20 protein-coding genes are annotated in these 14,573 nt (G+C 67.0%); 16 read left to right on the forward strand and 4 right to left on the reverse strand.

Going from position 1 to position 14,573, the window contains the following annotated elements:
• From ACO1BU_RS18375 to ACO1BU_RS18435, 13 genes are all read left to right on the forward strand, one after another.
• Positions 1–302, forward strand: a 302-nt coding sequence (locus ACO1BU_RS18375) for a hypothetical protein (protein ID WP_424137424.1), incomplete at its 5' end; no start/stop codon positions are given.
• The gene (locus tag ACO1BU_RS18380) at positions 299–703 is read left to right on the forward strand and encodes a hypothetical protein (protein WP_424137425.1); all 405 of its coding nucleotides are present in this window, start codon (positions 299–301) and stop codon (positions 701–703) included. The genes ACO1BU_RS18375 and ACO1BU_RS18380, both read left to right, overlap by 4 nt.
• A 223-nt stretch (positions 704–926) precedes the next feature.
• The gene (locus ACO1BU_RS18385; protein WP_424137426.1) at positions 927–1,148 is read left to right on the forward strand and encodes a hypothetical protein; all 222 of its coding nucleotides are present in this window, start codon (positions 927–929) and stop codon (positions 1,146–1,148) included.
• Entirely contained in the window at positions 1,141–1,548 is a 408-nt protein-coding gene (locus tag ACO1BU_RS18390; protein WP_424137427.1) for a hypothetical protein, read from the forward strand. The genes ACO1BU_RS18385 and ACO1BU_RS18390 overlap by 8 nt, the downstream gene beginning before the upstream one ends.
• Positions 1,541–1,750: a hypothetical protein gene (locus ACO1BU_RS18395; protein ID WP_424137428.1), complete on the forward strand. Its 210-nt coding sequence runs from the start codon at positions 1,541–1,543 to the stop codon at positions 1,748–1,750. Before ACO1BU_RS18390 ends, ACO1BU_RS18395 begins: the two co-directional genes overlap by 8 nt.
• Complete coding sequence (locus ACO1BU_RS18400) at positions 1,747–1,944, forward strand: hypothetical protein (protein ID WP_424137429.1); 198 nt, start codon at positions 1,747–1,749, stop codon at positions 1,942–1,944. Before ACO1BU_RS18395 ends, ACO1BU_RS18400 begins: the two co-directional genes overlap by 4 nt.
• Before the next feature lie 97 nt (positions 1,945–2,041).
• Complete coding sequence (locus tag ACO1BU_RS18405) at positions 2,042–2,434, forward strand: hypothetical protein (RefSeq protein WP_424137430.1); 393 nt, start codon at positions 2,042–2,044, stop codon at positions 2,432–2,434.
• Complete coding sequence (locus ACO1BU_RS18410; RefSeq protein ID WP_424137431.1) at positions 2,427–2,999, forward strand: hypothetical protein; 573 nt, start codon at positions 2,427–2,429, stop codon at positions 2,997–2,999. Before ACO1BU_RS18405 ends, ACO1BU_RS18410 begins: the two co-directional genes overlap by 8 nt.
• Positions 2,999–3,271: a helix-turn-helix transcriptional regulator gene (locus ACO1BU_RS18415; RefSeq protein ID WP_424137432.1), complete on the forward strand. Its 273-nt coding sequence runs from the start codon at positions 2,999–3,001 to the stop codon at positions 3,269–3,271. The genes ACO1BU_RS18410 and ACO1BU_RS18415 overlap by 1 nt, the downstream gene beginning before the upstream one ends.
• A gap of 64 nt (positions 3,272–3,335) precedes the next feature.
• Entirely contained in the window at positions 3,336–4,193 is an 858-nt protein-coding gene (locus ACO1BU_RS18420; protein ID WP_424137433.1) for a tyrosine-type recombinase/integrase, read from the forward strand.
• A 78-nt stretch (positions 4,194–4,271) separates the two neighbouring features.
• A complete protein-coding gene (locus ACO1BU_RS18425; protein WP_424137434.1) occupies positions 4,272–4,454 on the forward strand; it encodes a DUF3553 domain-containing protein in 183 nt (60 codons plus the stop codon).
• Between the two features lie 105 nt (positions 4,455–4,559).
• The gene (moaA, locus tag ACO1BU_RS18430; RefSeq protein ID WP_424137435.1) at positions 4,560–5,561 is read left to right on the forward strand and encodes a GTP 3',8-cyclase MoaA; all 1,002 of its coding nucleotides are present in this window, start codon (positions 4,560–4,562) and stop codon (positions 5,559–5,561) included.
• A gap of 35 nt (positions 5,562–5,596) precedes the next feature.
• Complete coding sequence (locus ACO1BU_RS18435; RefSeq protein ID WP_424137436.1) at positions 5,597–6,001, forward strand: hypothetical protein; 405 nt, start codon at positions 5,597–5,599, stop codon at positions 5,999–6,001.
• Between the two features lie 52 nt (positions 6,002–6,053).
• On the opposite strand, the gene panB is transcribed toward ACO1BU_RS18435, so the two are convergent.
• The 3 genes from panB to ACO1BU_RS18450 form a co-directional block, all read right to left on the reverse strand.
• Positions 6,054–6,878 carry a 3-methyl-2-oxobutanoate hydroxymethyltransferase gene (panB, locus tag ACO1BU_RS18440; protein WP_424137513.1) on the reverse strand — a complete coding sequence of 275 codons (825 nt, stop codon included), beginning with the start codon at positions 6,876–6,878 and terminating at the stop codon, positions 6,054–6,056.
• A gap of 162 nt (positions 6,879–7,040) precedes the next feature.
• On the reverse strand, positions 7,041–7,394 hold the full coding sequence (gene arsC, locus ACO1BU_RS18445; RefSeq protein ID WP_424137437.1) for an arsenate reductase (glutaredoxin): 354 nt from the start codon (positions 7,392–7,394) through the stop codon (positions 7,041–7,043).
• Positions 7,394–8,374, reverse strand: a complete 981-nt coding sequence (locus ACO1BU_RS18450) for a Bug family tripartite tricarboxylate transporter substrate binding protein (RefSeq protein ID WP_424137438.1) — start codon at positions 8,372–8,374, stop codon at positions 7,394–7,396. Before ACO1BU_RS18450 ends, arsC begins: the two co-directional genes overlap by 1 nt.
• 113 nt (positions 8,375–8,487) lie before the next feature.
• On the opposite strand from ACO1BU_RS18450, the gene ACO1BU_RS18455 reads away from it, so the two are divergent.
• Positions 8,488–9,855 (forward strand): replication-associated recombination protein A, encoded by a 1,368-nt coding sequence (locus tag ACO1BU_RS18455; protein WP_424137439.1) that lies wholly within the window; start codon positions 8,488–8,490, stop codon positions 9,853–9,855.
• A gap of 24 nt (positions 9,856–9,879) precedes the next feature.
• Here the strand turns inward: ACO1BU_RS18455 and ACO1BU_RS18460 are convergent, their stop codons facing one another.
• A complete protein-coding gene (locus tag ACO1BU_RS18460) occupies positions 9,880–11,226 on the reverse strand; it encodes an MFS transporter (protein WP_424137440.1) in 1,347 nt (448 codons plus the stop codon).
• A 215-nt stretch (positions 11,227–11,441) separates the two neighbouring features.
• Between ACO1BU_RS18460 and cyoA the strand changes: the two genes are divergently transcribed.
• Together cyoA and cyoB are read left to right on the forward strand one after the other, a co-directional pair.
• Positions 11,442–12,563 (forward strand): ubiquinol oxidase subunit II, encoded by a 1,122-nt coding sequence (gene cyoA / locus ACO1BU_RS18465; protein ID WP_424137441.1) that lies wholly within the window; start codon positions 11,442–11,444, stop codon positions 12,561–12,563.
• A gap of 7 nt (positions 12,564–12,570) precedes the next feature.
• Positions 12,571–14,571, forward strand: a complete 2,001-nt coding sequence (gene cyoB / locus ACO1BU_RS18470) for a cytochrome o ubiquinol oxidase subunit I (protein WP_424137442.1) — start codon at positions 12,571–12,573, stop codon at positions 14,569–14,571.
• The last annotated feature ends 2 nt before the right edge of the window (positions 14,572–14,573 follow it).

Consider the following 14,573-nt stretch of genomic DNA (forward strand, 5'->3'; position numbering starts at 1 on the left):
GCCCCCTCACCTCGGCGGAACTGGCAGACCGGGTCGGCACCTCGCGGGAGAGCGCGCGTGCCACCGCCCGGCGCCTGGGCATCTCCCTCGCCCGGAAGCAGCACGGCCCGGTGCGCTGGACGGAGCCCATGCTGGAGGAGCTGCGCCGCTGCGTGGCGGAGAGGGTGACCGTGGACCGCACGGCCAAACGTGTGGGCGTGGCTATCCCGTCGTTGGTGCGTGGGCTGTCCATGCTGGTGCGGCAGGATAAGCCCGCGCCAGTGCGTGTGCGGCAGGATGCTCAGAGGGAGGCGGCGCGATGAGCGCGGGGGGATGGCCGGGAGAGCCCGGCGTGCCGGTGAACGCGGAGGTGGAGGAGACACTGCACCTTCTGGGCGGCGAACCATTCCTGTGGCGCGGCGATGAATGGTGGAGCATCGAGCCTGGGAACGAGGGCTACATCACCCACAGTCATGCCGCCTCAAAGAGCTACGGCGGCCCGCTCTACACCGAAGCCCAAGTCGCCGCCCGCGTGGAGGAGGAACGGGAGGCGACACTCGCTATCCTCGACAGGCTGCACGAAGCCGAGCCACAGCGCACAGCGGACATTGTGGAGCGCACGGGCGGGCCGCTCGGCTATTTGCGTGCCCTAGCGGACGTGGAGGGCGCCATCCGCGCCCGCGGCACCCGCCCCAGCCAGGCCGAGGGGGAGGGTCGGGGATGAGCGAGTGGCAAGAGGTTGAGACTGCCCCCAGGGATGGTAGCTTCGTGGACCTTTGGGTTCATGACAGCCTGCGGCAGGACGGCGAAAGATGGACCGATTGCCACTTTCGCAATGATCGCTGGTTCACGGCTGAGGGCGATCCGGTAGCACCGTACTCCTGGCTTTGGGTGACCCACTGGATGCCTCTCCCCACCCCTCCGGCGGGCGGGGGGGGAGGTGCGGGATGAGCGTGCACGACGCGAAGCCCGGCGACGTTTACGCCGACGCTAACGGGAAGCTCTGGCGTGTGATCGGCGTCTGGCACGATCCGACTGTCGAGGTCGAAGAGGTTGAACCGGAACGAATGCTCAGCCCGAAGCAGCGCCGCTTCGGCGGCGTCGGCGGCCTCATGTGGCAGGGCTTCCAGCGCATCTGGAGCAAGAAGGAGGCCACCACCCATGACTAGCCCCCCAGGCCAGGGCGGCGCGGGGCGGGGGAAGGAAATGGAGCACCTTCTCCGCGCGCTCGACGTGCTGCCCGATCTCATCGTGCGGGAAGTGCCGGCCGGGGTCGCTATCTCGACCAGCGCCTGGGTGAAGCGCGACGGCGACCGCTGCGGCGTCTATGCGGTGCTGCGGTCGGATGGTTGGCGCATCGAGGACGATGGCCTGACCATGGTCTGCCGAGACGGCATGCTTCCGCCCGTCATCGCGGCGGCTGGGGCAAGGCTGGACGAGGAAGAGGTCACCCTCTTCCTGCCCGTCCCCAATGCCGACGCGCTGCCGGCAGCGGTAGTCCAGATGATGGCGCTTCTCTGGCGCCTCGATGCCGCCGGGGTGCCGGGGGTGGAGGGGAATGATGGCTGATCAGCAACTGAACCCGCCGGCCCAGAGTGAAGAGATAGAGGCAATGGCGAAGGCCATCTACGAGCGCCGGTATGGGATGGCCTGGAAGGATGCCTTCCCCTCGATCCGGTGCAGCGCCCTCAATGACGCGCTGGCGGCTCATCGAGCCCTCCGCAGCTTGGAGGCTCGCCGCCCTGTGCCGGGGGTGGAGGGGAAGCCATGACCATCGCCTACCGCGCTGACCCCGCAATGCAGCCGGCCTTCGACAAGCTCTTTGCCCTGGCTGGGCACCGCTATGACGTGCTGGAGCGCGCCCTGGTCGCCTGCAAGGCGGCAAATGGTGGCAAGGCACCGTCCTACCAGTCGGTGGTGGAGTATCTGACCGCTAAGGCGGCCGGGGTGGAGGTGCGAGAATGACGTGGAAGGATGTTGCCTTCAGAGCCGTCGAATGGCTCGGTCTGGCCGTCGTCCTGGCCATCGTCGCCCAGTGCAGTTGCGATGGGTGCGTGTGGTGATGGCCCCTGACAAGAAGCAAGACGGCGCGGGGCGGGGGGATCTGCACCGCCGCGTCTATGTCCTGCCCGAGGCGCTGATTGACGGCATCCGGGCCTACATGGCCGATGTCCATCTGACCAATGAGACGGAGGCTGTTCGTCGTCTGCTTTGGAATGCCCTTCAGCAGCGGGACACCGTCGAGACATTGGAGGCGCGGATAGCGGCGCTGCCCCGGCGGAATGCGCGGAAGGAGGCGCTGGAGATGCTGGCGCTGCACCCCAAGGTCTCGACGATCCGCATAGAGGACACGTTCGTGGCCTTCACGCTGGCCGATGGATCGCAGGGGCGCTTCCCGCCAGTGAAGCCCGCCCCCGCCCCGGGGGTGGCAGAGGAGGACCACGGACGTGGGTGAAAAGACGCACCTCTCCCTCGGCTTCGTGCAGTTGGCGTCGGACACCACCACCGAGGGTCGCGAGGTCTTCCGGATCGAGTGGTCGTTCTCGGGCCACCGGGTACGCAAGGAAGCGGCGCGGCTTGCCCTGGCCGCCGTGGACGGCAAGGCGGTCCCGATGTGCAGCGGGTGCGTCTATGCCCGGCCGTCTGACCATTGGACCGTGCGGGGCTTGCTTGGCGGTCAGATCATCAACTCGCCGCTCGCCTGGAGGCACGCTCAGTGCCTCCACCCAAGCGCCGTCACCGGGTCCGCCCATCTGCTTGGCCACGGGGTAGAGCCTGATGCCAGATCCGCTAAGTCACTGCGGGACCGCGGCGAGGCGTGCGGGCCAGAAGGCAAGCACTATGTGGCGGCCGATCCGCTGCCGTGGAGGCGTCCGAGGCAGGTGTTGCCCGCGCTGCTGGCGGTAGGCCCCGTCACGGCCACCCTTTACCTAACCACCTACGACCGGGGGATCTGGGGAATGGTGCCCCTCGCCTTGTTTATGGGGTTCGGCCTCTGGCACCTGGGGAGGCGGATCTGATGGCTGACCATACCCGCTGGCTATCCCGCGAGGCGGCGGCGGCCTATCTCGACCTGTCCATTGTCGCCTTCAACCGCCGGGTATCGGCCGGCGACCTGCCGAAGGCGAGCGCCCACCTGGGCGCCCGCTGCCTTCGATGGGACCGGCTGGAGCTTGACGCCCGCATGGCGCGTTCGGCAGCCTCGGCAGCTTCAACCGGAGCATCCGGCCTTGCCAGCAAAATCCTCGAAAAAGGCCGGGCGCGTCGTTACGCGACGGCTCAAGGACGGTAGCCTCAAGACCTATCACTATGGCCCGTGGGAGGGGACGGCCAAGAAGCCGACAAGCGGGGATACCATGCGGGCCCTGCTCCGGGCTTATGAGCGCAGCCCGGAGTTCGCCGCCCTCTCCACAGCCACCCAGAAGCACTACCTTATTTACCTGAAGGTGTGGCTGGATGAGCCGGACGCTCTGGTCAGAGAAGTGACCCGCCGGCAGGTTCTGGATGCTCGCGATGCCATAGCTCAGACCCGGGGAGCCGGGGCAGCCACCGCCTTTGGCCGTGTCACGGCCGCACTTTTCGCCTGGGCCCTGGACCGCGAATGGATTGAGCATAGCCCGGCCACGAAGATGAAGGCTCTTCCTGGGGGCAGCCTGCCTGCTTGGACCGAGGTGCAGATAGCCCATGCCCTGGTCAGCCTACCCGAGGCACTGCGCCGGGTGGTGGTCTTGGCCCTCCACACGGGGCAAAGGCGAGGCGACCTCTGCAAGATGGCCTGGGCGCAGTATGATGGGAATACGATTCGGCTTCGCCAGGGCAAAACAGGGACTGCCCTGACGATTCCCTGCCACCCGGACCTGCGGGCCGAGCTGGATGCTTGGAAGCCGAATCGACAGGGTCCGCTGATCCTTTCCAGTCCCAAGACCGGATACTGGTCGCCCGAGCACCTGACCACGGAGATGCGGTCGGCCCTAACTGCCATCGGCCTGCCCGCGCGCCTCAATGTGCACGGCCTTCGGAAGGCGGCGGCCCGGCGGCTGGCGGAGGCGGGGTGCAGTGCCCTGGAAATCGCCGCGATCACGGGGCATCAAACCCTTGCGATGGTTCGGCACTACACGGCCTCTGCCGACCAGGCGAAACTGGCCGAAGCGGCCATCCAGAGGCTTGTCGGACAACGAAATACAATCGCCAAAAAAGATAGGAAAAACAATTAGCCTGGGAATTTGGCTAGTAAACCCCGACTCCGGGCAGAAGCCGAAGCGACGTTCCGAATTGCAGGAAAGCATCAGCCCATGTCCGACAGCCTATTCGAACCCGGGCAGTTCGTTCGCCACCCGCAGCGGCCGGACTGGGGCCTGGGCCAGGTCCAGTCGGTGGTGGGTGACCGGGTGACCGTGAACTTTGAGAATGCGGGCAAGCTCCTGATCAACACCGCCCATATCGTGCTGGAGGTGGTGGACACGCCCGACCCCTGATCGGTCGGCATAGCCGGCCGGCCTCCCATGCCCTTGCAAAATATGGGGCAGGCAGCCCAAATCGGTGACAGCCGCGTATCTTGTCCGCAGGAGTACCTTCCACCCATGCTCGATCCGTTCGACCGGCGGATTTCCTATCTCCGTGTCTCGGTGACGGATCGCTGTGACCTCCGCTGCGTTTACTGCATGGCAGAGGACATGACCTTCCTTCCGAAGAAGGAACTCCTCACCCTTGAGGAGCTGGAAAGGCTTTGCGGCGCCTTCATCGACCTGGGCGTGGACAAAATTCGCCTGACCGGCGGTGAACCGCTGGTTCGCCGCGGCGTCCTCCAGCTCTTCCAGGGTCTGGGGCGGCGCATCGGGCCGAAAGAGGAAGGCGGCGGGCTGCAGGAGCTCACGGTCACCACCAACGGCACGCAGCTCACCAAGATGGCCGATGACCTGTTCAAGGCAGGTGTGCGGCGGATCAACGTGTCCATGGACACGCTGGACCCCGAGACCTTCAAGGCCATTACCCGCTGGGGAAAGCTGGAACAGACCCTGGACGGCATCTTCGCGGCCAAGGCTGCCGGCCTCCAGGTCAAGATCAACGCGGTCGCGCTGAAGGGCGTGAACGAGCACGAATATGACCGCATGATCGCCTGGTGCGGAGAACATGGCTTCGACCTGACTCTGATCGAAACCATGCCGATGGGCGACATCACCGGGGACCGGACCGACCAGTACCTTCCCCTCTCCACTGTCCGCCGCCGCCTGGCGGAGCGCTGGACCCTGCTGCCCAGCACCTATCAGACCGGTGGCCCCGCCCGTTACGAGACCATCCAGGAAACCGGCCGGCGCATCGGCTTCATCACGCCGATGACCCACAACTTCTGCGAATCCTGCAACCGCGTGCGCCTGACCTGCACCGGTACCCTCTATATGTGCCTGGGCCAGGAGGATGCGGCGGACCTGCGGGCGCCGCTGCGCGACCCCTCCGTGGATGAGGCGGGCTTGCAGGAGGCGATCCTCTCGGCCATTGCGCGCAAGCCGAAGGGCCATGATTTCGTCATTGGGCGGGAGCAGCGTCCCTCGGTCGGCCGGCACATGAGCGTGACGGGCGGGTGATCCCGGGCTGAGGCCCGAAGAAGGGGATGGCGGGCGTGCTGAATTCGGAACTCGTCGCCCGGCTGGCCATTCCGGGACTGCCGGAATGGACCGGGCTCATTATCCTGCTGCTCGGCCTGCTTTTCCTGCTGGCCTTCCTGATTATGCCCTTCAGCGTCATCGGCCTGAAATCGAGGCTCGACGCGATTGAGGCGCAACTCGACGACGTGCAGCAGGAGATCCGCAGCCTGGCGCTGCGCCTGCCCGAGCCCTCCATACGCCGCCGCCCCACGGCGATGGAGGATGCTTATGACGAACCGCCCCTTCTGGACCGGGAGGAGTCGTCGCTCCGGGCAGATCGCTCCCCGCGCATGACGCCGCCGATTCCCCCGCCGCCGACCTGGCCGGAAGGCGGCCCTGGCCGCCGCGCCGAACCCCGCCTGGGCGGGCCGCGGCGCTAAAGCGGACCGCCGCCGCGCAGAAAGCGCGGCAGGGTAAACCCAGCCGGAAATCTCAGCCTTGTGCCTTTGGGCGCGCGGGGTGGAAGCAGTGCTCCGGCCCCGGGAACCGCCCGGCCCGGACATCGGCCGCATAGGCGGCTGCCGCCTCATCGATCGAACGGCCCAGTTCCGCATAGCGGCGCACAAAACGCGGCGTGAAATCGCTAAACAGGCCGAACACGTCTTCCGCCACCAGCACCTGCCCGTCACAGGCCGGGGAAGCCCCAATCCCGATCACCGGCACCGGCGTGGCGGCGGTGATGGCGGCGGCCACCGGCTCCAGCGTGCCCTCCAGCACCACCGCGAAGGCACCCGCCTCCGCCACCGCGCGTGCATCGGCCGCCACCTTGGCCGCCTCTTCCTCGGACCGGCCGGTGACGCGGAAGCCCCCGGCGACATTCACGGTCTGCGGCATCAGCCCGACATGCGCGCAGACCGGGATGCCACGCTCGGAGAGAAAGCGGATGGTCGGTGCCATCTCCGCCCCACCCTCCAGCTTCACGCCGGAGGCGCCGGTTTCCGCCATCACCCGCGCCGCATTGCGGAAGGCCTGCTCCGGGCTCTCCTGATAGCTGCCGAAGGGCATGTCCACGAGCACGCAGGCCTTGCTGCTCCCACGCACCACCGCCGCGCCATGGGCGATCATCATGTCCAGCGTGACCGGCAGGGTACTCTCGAAGCCGTAGAGAACCATGCCCAGGGAATCACCGACCAGCAGGATATCGACATGGGGATCAAGGGAGCGCGCCATCGGCGTCGTATAGGCGGTGAGGCTCACCAGCTTCTCACCGCCTTTGCGGGCCCGGATCGCCGGAATGTTCAACCTTTTGCCGCGCACCGGTGTGCTCACTTCCTCGTCCTCCCCTCGGATCCTGGACTGGCCGGGGATGGCCGCATCGGCGCCCTTTCGCAAGGCGTGGCGCGGAGGGCCAGTTCCCTGAAATGCCGTCGTGACCTCGCCCGTCCGGCAATCCGTGCCGGTGAGCGGAACCGCGCCGGATCAGGCCGGCAGCAACTCCCGCACCGTCTCGGCCGGGCGGCACAGCCGCGTGCCCATCGGCGAGACGACGAAGGGCCGCTCGATCAGCGCCGGATCGGCCGCCATCGCATCCAGCAGCGCCGAATCATCCAGGGCGGGATCCGCGAGCAGGGCCGCTCCCTCCTTCTTCCGCATCGCCTGGCGCGGCGTGATCCCAGCCGCGGCGATCACGGCCGCCAGCGCCTCCCGCGAGGGCGGCGTGACCTTGTACTGGTAGATCTCGGGCTCGATCCCGGCCTCGCGCAACGCCGCCAGCACGGTGCGGGAGGTGCCGCAGGCCGGGTTGTGCCAGATCGTGACCTTGCCCTCGTTCATTATCCCACCTCGATACCAGCCGTGCGAACGATCTCCTCCATTGCACGGCGCTGCGCCGCGACAAAGCTGGCGAATGCCACGGGGTCGGTGCCCACGGGAATCGCGCCCAGCGCATCCAGCCGCTGTCTCACCGTCGTATCCGCCAAGGCCGCCTTCGACGCCTCATACAGTTTTTGCACGATCGGCTGCGGCGTGCCCGCCGGGGCATAGAGCCCATTCCACTCGTTCAGCTCGTATCCCGGGAAACCCTGCTCAGCGATGGTCGGAATTTCCGGCAGCGGCGGGATGCGCTCGGCGGTGGTCACCCCCAGCGCCCGCAGCTTCCCGTCGCGCACCAGTTGCAGGGAGGAGGAGACGGTGCCGAAAACAAAGGCCAGGCTGCCGCCCAGCACATCCTGCAGCGCTGCCGTGCCGCCGCGATAGGGAATGTGCTGGATCTCGAGCCCCGCCCGCTGCAGGAACAGCGCCGCCCCCAGATGCGCCGCCGTGGCATTGCCCGAGGACCCGTAGGACAGGTTCCGCTGCGTCTTGGCCCAGGCAACGAACTCCGGAACATTGCGCGCCGGCACCTTGCTGGGATCGACCACCAGAAGCTGCGGCAGCACCACCACCTGGCTGATCGGGGCGAAGGCGGTGGCGTAATCGAAAGGCAGTCCCTTCAGCACGAAGGGATTCACCACATGGGCCAGCGCATCGACCATGATCGTGTGCCCATCCGGCGCGGAACGTGCCAGTTCGCCTGCGCCGAGGCTGCCGCCAGCGCCAGGCCGGTTCTCCACGATGACCGTCTGGCCCAGCGCGGTGCCGATCGGCCCCGCCATCAGCCGGGCCGTCGTGTCCACCCCGCCCCCGGGCGTATAGGGCGCCAGAAGACGGATCGGCCGGCTGGGCCAGGCGGCTTGGGCCGTGGCCGGGCGAATCCGCAGGGCTGGCAGGGTAAGCAGGGCGGCGCCCAGGGCGCGGCGGCTTGTTCCGGTCATTGGAAGTCTCCTCGGGATCGCTTCTAGCGCGATTCCGTTCCCTTCGCGCCGGGACTCCGCGCCTTGCCTGCCCGGCCATCGAAGCGCGGGCGGCCTTGCCCTATCTTCTACCCATGCCACCCCGCCGCCCCGCCGCAGCCCAGGACCTGTTCGGCTCGCCCGAACCGCCGCCCGAGGCACCCGCCCCCACCGGCCCGCGCCCGCTGGCGGACCGGTTGCGCCCGCATAGCCTCGCGGAGGTGGTGGGCCAGGACCACCTGCTCGGCCCCGATGGCGCCCTGCGCCGGATGCTAGGGCGGGGAACGCTGGCCTCCCTTATCCTCTGGGGTCCGCCGGGCGTCGGGAAAACCACCATCGCCCGCCTGCTGGCCGAGGAGGCCGGGCTGCGCTTCGCCGCCCTCTCCGCCGTGTTCAGCGGCGTGGCGGACCTGAAGCGCGCCTTCGAGGAGGCCCGCACCCGCCGGGCCAATGGCCAGTCGACCCTTCTTTTCGTGGACGAGATCCACCGCTTCAACCGCGCCCAGCAGGACGGCTTCCTGCCGGTGGTGGAGGACGGCACGGTGGTCCTGGTGGGTGCCACCACCGAGAATCCCTCTTTCGCCCTGAACGGCGCCCTTCTGTCACGCTGTCAGGTCATGGTGCTGAAGCGGCTGGACGATGCCGCGCTGGACCAGTTGCTGGCCCGCGCAGAAGCCGAGGCTGGCCGCCCCCTTCCCGTGAACGACAGCGCCCGTGCCGCCCTGCGCGCGATGGCCGATGGCGATGGCCGCTACCTCCTGAACATGGCCGAACAACTTCAGGCCCTGCCCGCCGATAGCCCGGCCTTGGACACCACTGGCCTTGCAACCCTTCTCACCCGCCGCGGCAGCGCCCATGGCGGGTTCGTGCGCAGCGAGGCGGAGCAGCTCAATGGCCTGCTTTCGGCCTTCCATAAAAGCCTGCGCGGCTCCGACCCCGATGCGGCGCTCTACTATGCCAGCCGGATGCTGAATTTCGGCCCGGACCTCGCGCCCACCGTCTTCCGCCGCCTGGCCTGTGCCGCCACGGAGGATGTCGGCATGGCCGATCCCCAGGCCCTCGTGCAGGTCATCACGGCCTGGCAGGCCTTCGAGCGCGTGGGCTGGCCGGAGGGACGCCTCTTCTTCGCCCAGGCCATCACCTATGTCGCGACAGCCCCCAAATCCAACGCCGCCTACATGGCCCTGACGGAAGCCCTGGCCGCGGCCGAGCAGACGGCGGTGCTCGACCCGCCCCTGAACGCGCAGAATGCCCCGACCCGGCTGATGAAGCAGCTCGGCTATCACGAGGGCTACCGTTACGACCACGACGAGCCCGACGCCTTCGGCGCCAATGAGTTCTTCCCTGAACCCATGACGCGGGAAGGCCGCCCCGCCTTCTACCATCCCTCCCCGCGCGGCTTCGAGAAGGAGGTCACGCGCCGCCTGGACTTCTGGAACCGCCGGCGGAGCGAGCGGGAGTAGCTCCCTGCCCGCCTGCGGAACCGATCAGCGGTCCTGCATTTCCAACTGCCGGTTGGTGGTCAGGGCCACCAGCGTGCAGACCGCGCCGGAGAGCAGATAGGCGCCCACTGACGCCAGGCCGAACAGGTCGGTAAGCGCCAGCACCACCAGCGGTGCGAAGCCGGCGCCAATGAGCCAGGCGATATCCGAGGTGAGCGCCGAGCCGGTGTAGCGGAGGTGGCGGGTGAAGTTAGATGCCACCGCGCCGCTCGCCTGCCCGAAGGAAAGCCCCAGCAGGGCGAAGCCGGCCAGCACGAAGCTGGTGCTGCCCGCATCGCGGTTCGCGAGCAGGAACGGCCCGACAATGCTGAAGATCGCGATCAGCACCGCCCCGATCGCCAGTGTCCGCCGGCGCCCGATCCGGTCCGCGATCCAGCCGGAGAAGAGGACGGTCAGAACCATGATCGCTGCCCCCATCATCTGGGTGGTCAGGAACTCCCCGGCCTCGCGATCCGTCCGGAGCGTGATCCAGGCCAGCGGGAAGACGGTAACGAGGTGGAACAGCGCAAAGGAGGCCAGCGGCACGAAGGCACCGATCAGCACGTTGCGTCCGTCGGTTGCCGTCAGTTCGCGGATACGCACCGGCCGCAGCTCGTCCTTTTCCAGCAGCCCCGCGAATTCATCCGTGGCCACCAGCCGCAGGCGTGCGAACAGCGCGACGACATTGATCGCGAAAGCCACGAAGAAGGGATAGCGCCAGCCCCATTCCCGGAAATCATTCTCCGGCAACGTCGCGATCAGGAAGGCAAAGAGCGCCGCGGCCAGCAGGAAGCCCAGCGGTGCGCCGAGCTGCGGGATCATCGCATACCAGCCCCGCTTCCGCTCCGGCGCGTTCAACGCTAGCAGCGAGGCCAGCCCGTCCCAGGCGCCGCCCAGCGCCATGCCCTGTCCGAAGCGGAACAGGCCCAGCAGCAGCACCGCCCAGGCGCCGACCCGCTCATAGCCCGGCAGGAAGCTGATCCCTGCCGTGGAAAAGCCCAGCAGGAAGAGCGCGATGGTCAGCTTCACCCCACGCCCATGCCGGCGGTCGATCGCCATGAAGATGTAGGACCCCACCGGCCGCGCGATGAAGGCCAGCGAGAACAAGGCGAAGGAGGCGAGCATCCCCGTATTCGGCGAGGCTTCCGGAAACAGGAAGGCCGGGAACACCAGTACCGAGGCGATGGCGTAGACGAAGAAGTCGAAAGCCTCAGAGGTGCGCCCGATCACGACGCCGATCGCGATCTCGCCTGGCGGAACCGCATGGTGGTGCCCGCCGGCATTGGCCAGCCGCGCGTCGCGCTCGAGTGCCGTCGAGTGCGGCGATCCCTGGGCCCGGGTGCTCGTGCTCAAGAAAGAATCCTCGCTTCAACCTGCCGCGGTGCCTGCCCGGCCATGGCCGCCTCCCGCTGCCGCGGAAGTTCGCCGCCATGCCGGCCTGATGCGTAACGCGCGTCCCGTAGCACGCGGTTCCGGGGCACGCCGATAGGACAAAGTGTCCAATCCCCCAGTGCGTTCCGCCCGACTATGTAGCGGTGCACTGCACCACGGCTCCTCGATAGAACGGCATGTCCAGCAAGATCCTGCGCATCCTGCCCCTGATGGCCCTCGGGGGCCTCCTGTCCGGCTGCAAGCTGACAGTCCTCGATCCAGCGGGCGATGTCGCCGCCCAGCAGAGCGAGCTGATCGCCTATTCCACCTATCTGATGCTGATCATCATCGTTCCGGTGATCGCGCTGACGCTGTTCTTCGCTTGGCGCTACCGCGCCTCGAACACCAGCGCCAAATACGATCCGGAATGGTCCCACTCCACGGGGCTGGAGGTCGTCATTTGGACGGCCCCGCTGGTGATCATCATCGCCCTGGGCGCGCTGACCTGGGTCAGCACCCATCTCCTTGATCCCTATCGCCCCATCGCCCGCATCGACGCCAACCGCCCGGTGCCGGCGGATGCGAAGCCGCTGGAAGTCGATGTCGTCGCGCTCGACTGGAAGTGGCTGTTCATCCTGCCGGAGCAGGGAATCGCGACAGTGAATGAGCTGGCGGCGCCCGTGGACGTGCCGATCAAGTTCCGCATCACCGCTTCCTCGGTGATGAACACCCTCTCCATCCCCGCCCTGGCCGGGATGGTCTATGCGATGCCGGGAATGGTCACGCAGCTGCACGCCGTGATCAACAAGCCCGGCGAATATGCCGGCCTCTCGGCCAACTACAGCGGCGCCGGCTTCTCGAACATGACCTTCAAGTTCCATGGCATGTCCCAGGCCGATTTTGACCGCTGGGTGGCCCAGGCGAAGTCCTCCAACGGCGGCAACCTGGGCCGGGCGGAGTACACCGCCCTGGCTCGGCCGAGCATCAAGGAGCCGGTGCGCCGCTACGCCAGCATTGATCCCCAGCTCTTCGGCGCCATCGCCGACATGTGCGTCGAGGAAGGGCAGATGTGCGCCAGCGAGATGATGCGCCTGGATGCACAGGGCGGAACCGGCATGGCCGGTACGCTGAACGTGGTGACCCGCACGATGCGCCGCGGTGGCGTGGCGCGGGCTGAGGGCGTGGGCCAGGACGTCGAGCTTCCCGTGGTGCTGGCCTTCTGCACGCCGACCCGCCCCACCGGCCTTCCCACCGAAATCAGTGACGCGGAGCCGGCGCTCGCCGCCGCCGCCTCTTCTTCCTCCGGAACGGCAGAGTAAGAACCTTATGTCCTCCAACCCGGATTTCTGGGCCACCGTCTTCGGGCGGCTCTCGTTCGAATCCATCCCGCTTCATGAACCGATCCTGATCGCGACCTTCATCGGCGTCGTGCTGGGCGGCATCGGCCTGATGGCCGCGCTCACCTATTTCCGCCTCTGGGGCTATCTCTGGAAGGAGTGGTTCACGAGCGTGGACCACAAGAAGATCGGTATCATGTACATGATCCTGGCGATCGTGATGCTGCTGCGCGGCTTCGCGGACGCCATCATGATGCGCCTCCAGCAGGCCATCGCCTTCGGCGGGTCCGAGGGCTACCTGCCACCGCACCATTACGACCAGATCTTCACGGCCCATGGCGTGATCATGATCTTCTTCGTGGCCATGCCGCTGGTGACGGGGCTGATGAACTACGTGGTGCCGCTGCAGATCGGCGCGCGCGACGTCGCCTTCCCCTTCCTGAACAATTTCAGCTTCTGGATGACGGTGGGCGGCGCCGTCCTCGTGATGATGTCGCTCTTTGTGGGTGAGTTCGCCCAAACCGGCTGGCTCGCCTATCCGCCGCTCTCAGACATCACCAACAGCCCCGGCGTCGGCGTGGACTACTATATCTGGGCCTTGCAGGTGGCAGGTGTCGGGACAACGCTCTCAGGCATCAACCTGCTCGCGACCATCGTGAAGATGCGCGCGCCGGGCATGACCATGATGAAGCTGCCGATCTTCACCTGGACCTCGCTCTGCACCAACGTGCTGATCGTCGCCTCCTTCCCCATCCTGACCGCCACCCTCGTCCTGCTCACGCTCGACCGCTACGCCGGCACAAACTTCTTCACGAGCGGCCTGGGCGGCAATCCCATGATGTATGTGAACCTCATCTGGATCTGGGGCCATCCGGAGGTCTACATCCTCATCCTGCCGGCCTTCGGCGTCTTCTCGGAGGTGACCTCCACCTTCTGCGGCAAGCGCCTCTTCGGCTACACCTCCATGGTCTACGCGACCGTGGTCATCACCATCCTGTCCTACCTGGTCTGGTTGCACCACTTCTTCACCATGGGCTCGGGTGCCAGCGTGAACTCGTTCTTCGGGATCACGACGATGATCATCTCGATCCCGACGGGCGCGAAGATCTTCAACTGGCTCTTCACCATGTTCCGCGGCCGGATCCGGTTTGAGGTGCCGATGCTGTGGACCGTGGGCTTCATGGTCACCTTTGTCATCGGCGGCATGACCGGCGTGATGCTGGCGGTGCCCCCGGCGGACTTCCAGTTCCACAATAGCCTTTTCCTCATCGCCCACTTCCACAACGTCATCATCGGCGGCGTGGTCTTCGGGATGTTCGCGGGCATCAACTTCTGGTTCCCCAAGGCATTCGGCTACAAGCTCGACCCGTTCTGGGGGAAGATGTCCTTCTGGTTCTGGCTCGTCGGCTTCTGGGTTGCCTTCACGCCGCTCTACGTTCTCGGCCTGATGGGCGTGACGCGGCGCGTGAACCACTTCGAGGATCCCTCGCTCCAGATCTGGTTCGTCATCGCCGCCTTCGGCGCGGTGCTGATCGCCTGCGGCATCGGTTCCATGCTCGTCCAGTTCTATGTCTCCTTCCGCAGGCGGCATGAGCTGCGCGACGTCACGGGCGACCCCTGGGAGGGCCGCACGCTGGAATGGGCCACCTCTTCCCCGCCGCCGGCCTACAATTTCGCCTTCACGCCGATCATTCACGACCTCGACGCGTGGCATGACATGAAGCGCCGGGGCTGTGCGCGGCCGCTGGAGGGTTTCCGGCCCATCCACATGCCGAAGAACACGGGCGCTGGCGTCATCCTGGCCGCTCTGTCCACCGCCTTCGGCTTCGCCATGATCTGGTACATGTGGTGGCTGGCGATCGCGAGCTTCGCCCTGATCCTCGTCACCGCCATCGCCCATACCTTCAACTACAACCGGGACTACTACATCCCGGCCGAGGAGGTTCTCCGCACCGAGCAGGGCCGCACCGCCCTGATCGCGGGGGAATAAGC

Origin of the sequence: Roseomonas chloroacetimidivorans (genome assembly GCF_049629625.1) — a bacterium.
GTDB classification, from domain to species: domain Bacteria; phylum Pseudomonadota; class Alphaproteobacteria; order Acetobacterales; family Acetobacteraceae; genus Roseomonas; species Roseomonas chloroacetimidivorans.

Coding starts and splice junctions, on each gene's coding strand:
- ACO1BU_RS18380 (WP_424137425.1), top strand. CDS start 299: ATGAGCGCGGGGGGATGGCCGGGAGAGCCCGGCGTGCCGGTGAACGCG.
- ACO1BU_RS18385 (WP_424137426.1), top strand. CDS start 927: ATGAGCGTGCACGACGCGAAGCCCGGCGACGTTTACGCCGACGCTAAC.
- ACO1BU_RS18390 (WP_424137427.1), top strand. CDS start 1,141: ATGACTAGCCCCCCAGGCCAGGGCGGCGCGGGGCGGGGGAAGGAAATG.
- ACO1BU_RS18395 (WP_424137428.1), top strand. CDS start 1,541: ATGGCTGATCAGCAACTGAACCCGCCGGCCCAGAGTGAAGAGATAGAG.
- ACO1BU_RS18400 (WP_424137429.1), top strand. CDS start 1,747: ATGACCATCGCCTACCGCGCTGACCCCGCAATGCAGCCGGCCTTCGAC.
- ACO1BU_RS18405 (WP_424137430.1), top strand. CDS start 2,042: ATGGCCCCTGACAAGAAGCAAGACGGCGCGGGGCGGGGGGATCTGCAC.
- ACO1BU_RS18415 (WP_424137432.1), top strand. CDS start 2,999: ATGGCTGACCATACCCGCTGGCTATCCCGCGAGGCGGCGGCGGCCTAT.
- ACO1BU_RS18420 (WP_424137433.1), top strand. CDS start 3,336: ATGCGGGCCCTGCTCCGGGCTTATGAGCGCAGCCCGGAGTTCGCCGCC.
- ACO1BU_RS18425 (WP_424137434.1), top strand. CDS start 4,272: ATGTCCGACAGCCTATTCGAACCCGGGCAGTTCGTTCGCCACCCGCAG.
- moaA (WP_424137435.1), top strand. CDS start 4,560: ATGCTCGATCCGTTCGACCGGCGGATTTCCTATCTCCGTGTCTCGGTG.
- arsC (WP_424137437.1), bottom strand. CDS start 7,394: ATGAACGAGGGCAAGGTCACGATCTGGCACAACCCGGCCTGCGGCACC.
- ACO1BU_RS18450 (WP_424137438.1), bottom strand. CDS start 8,374: ATGACCGGAACAAGCCGCCGCGCCCTGGGCGCCGCCCTGCTTACCCTG.
- ACO1BU_RS18455 (WP_424137439.1), top strand. CDS start 8,488: ATGCCACCCCGCCGCCCCGCCGCAGCCCAGGACCTGTTCGGCTCGCCC.
- cyoA (WP_424137441.1), top strand. CDS start 11,442: ATGTCCAGCAAGATCCTGCGCATCCTGCCCCTGATGGCCCTCGGGGGC.
- cyoB (WP_424137442.1), top strand. CDS start 12,571: ATGTCCTCCAACCCGGATTTCTGGGCCACCGTCTTCGGGCGGCTCTCG.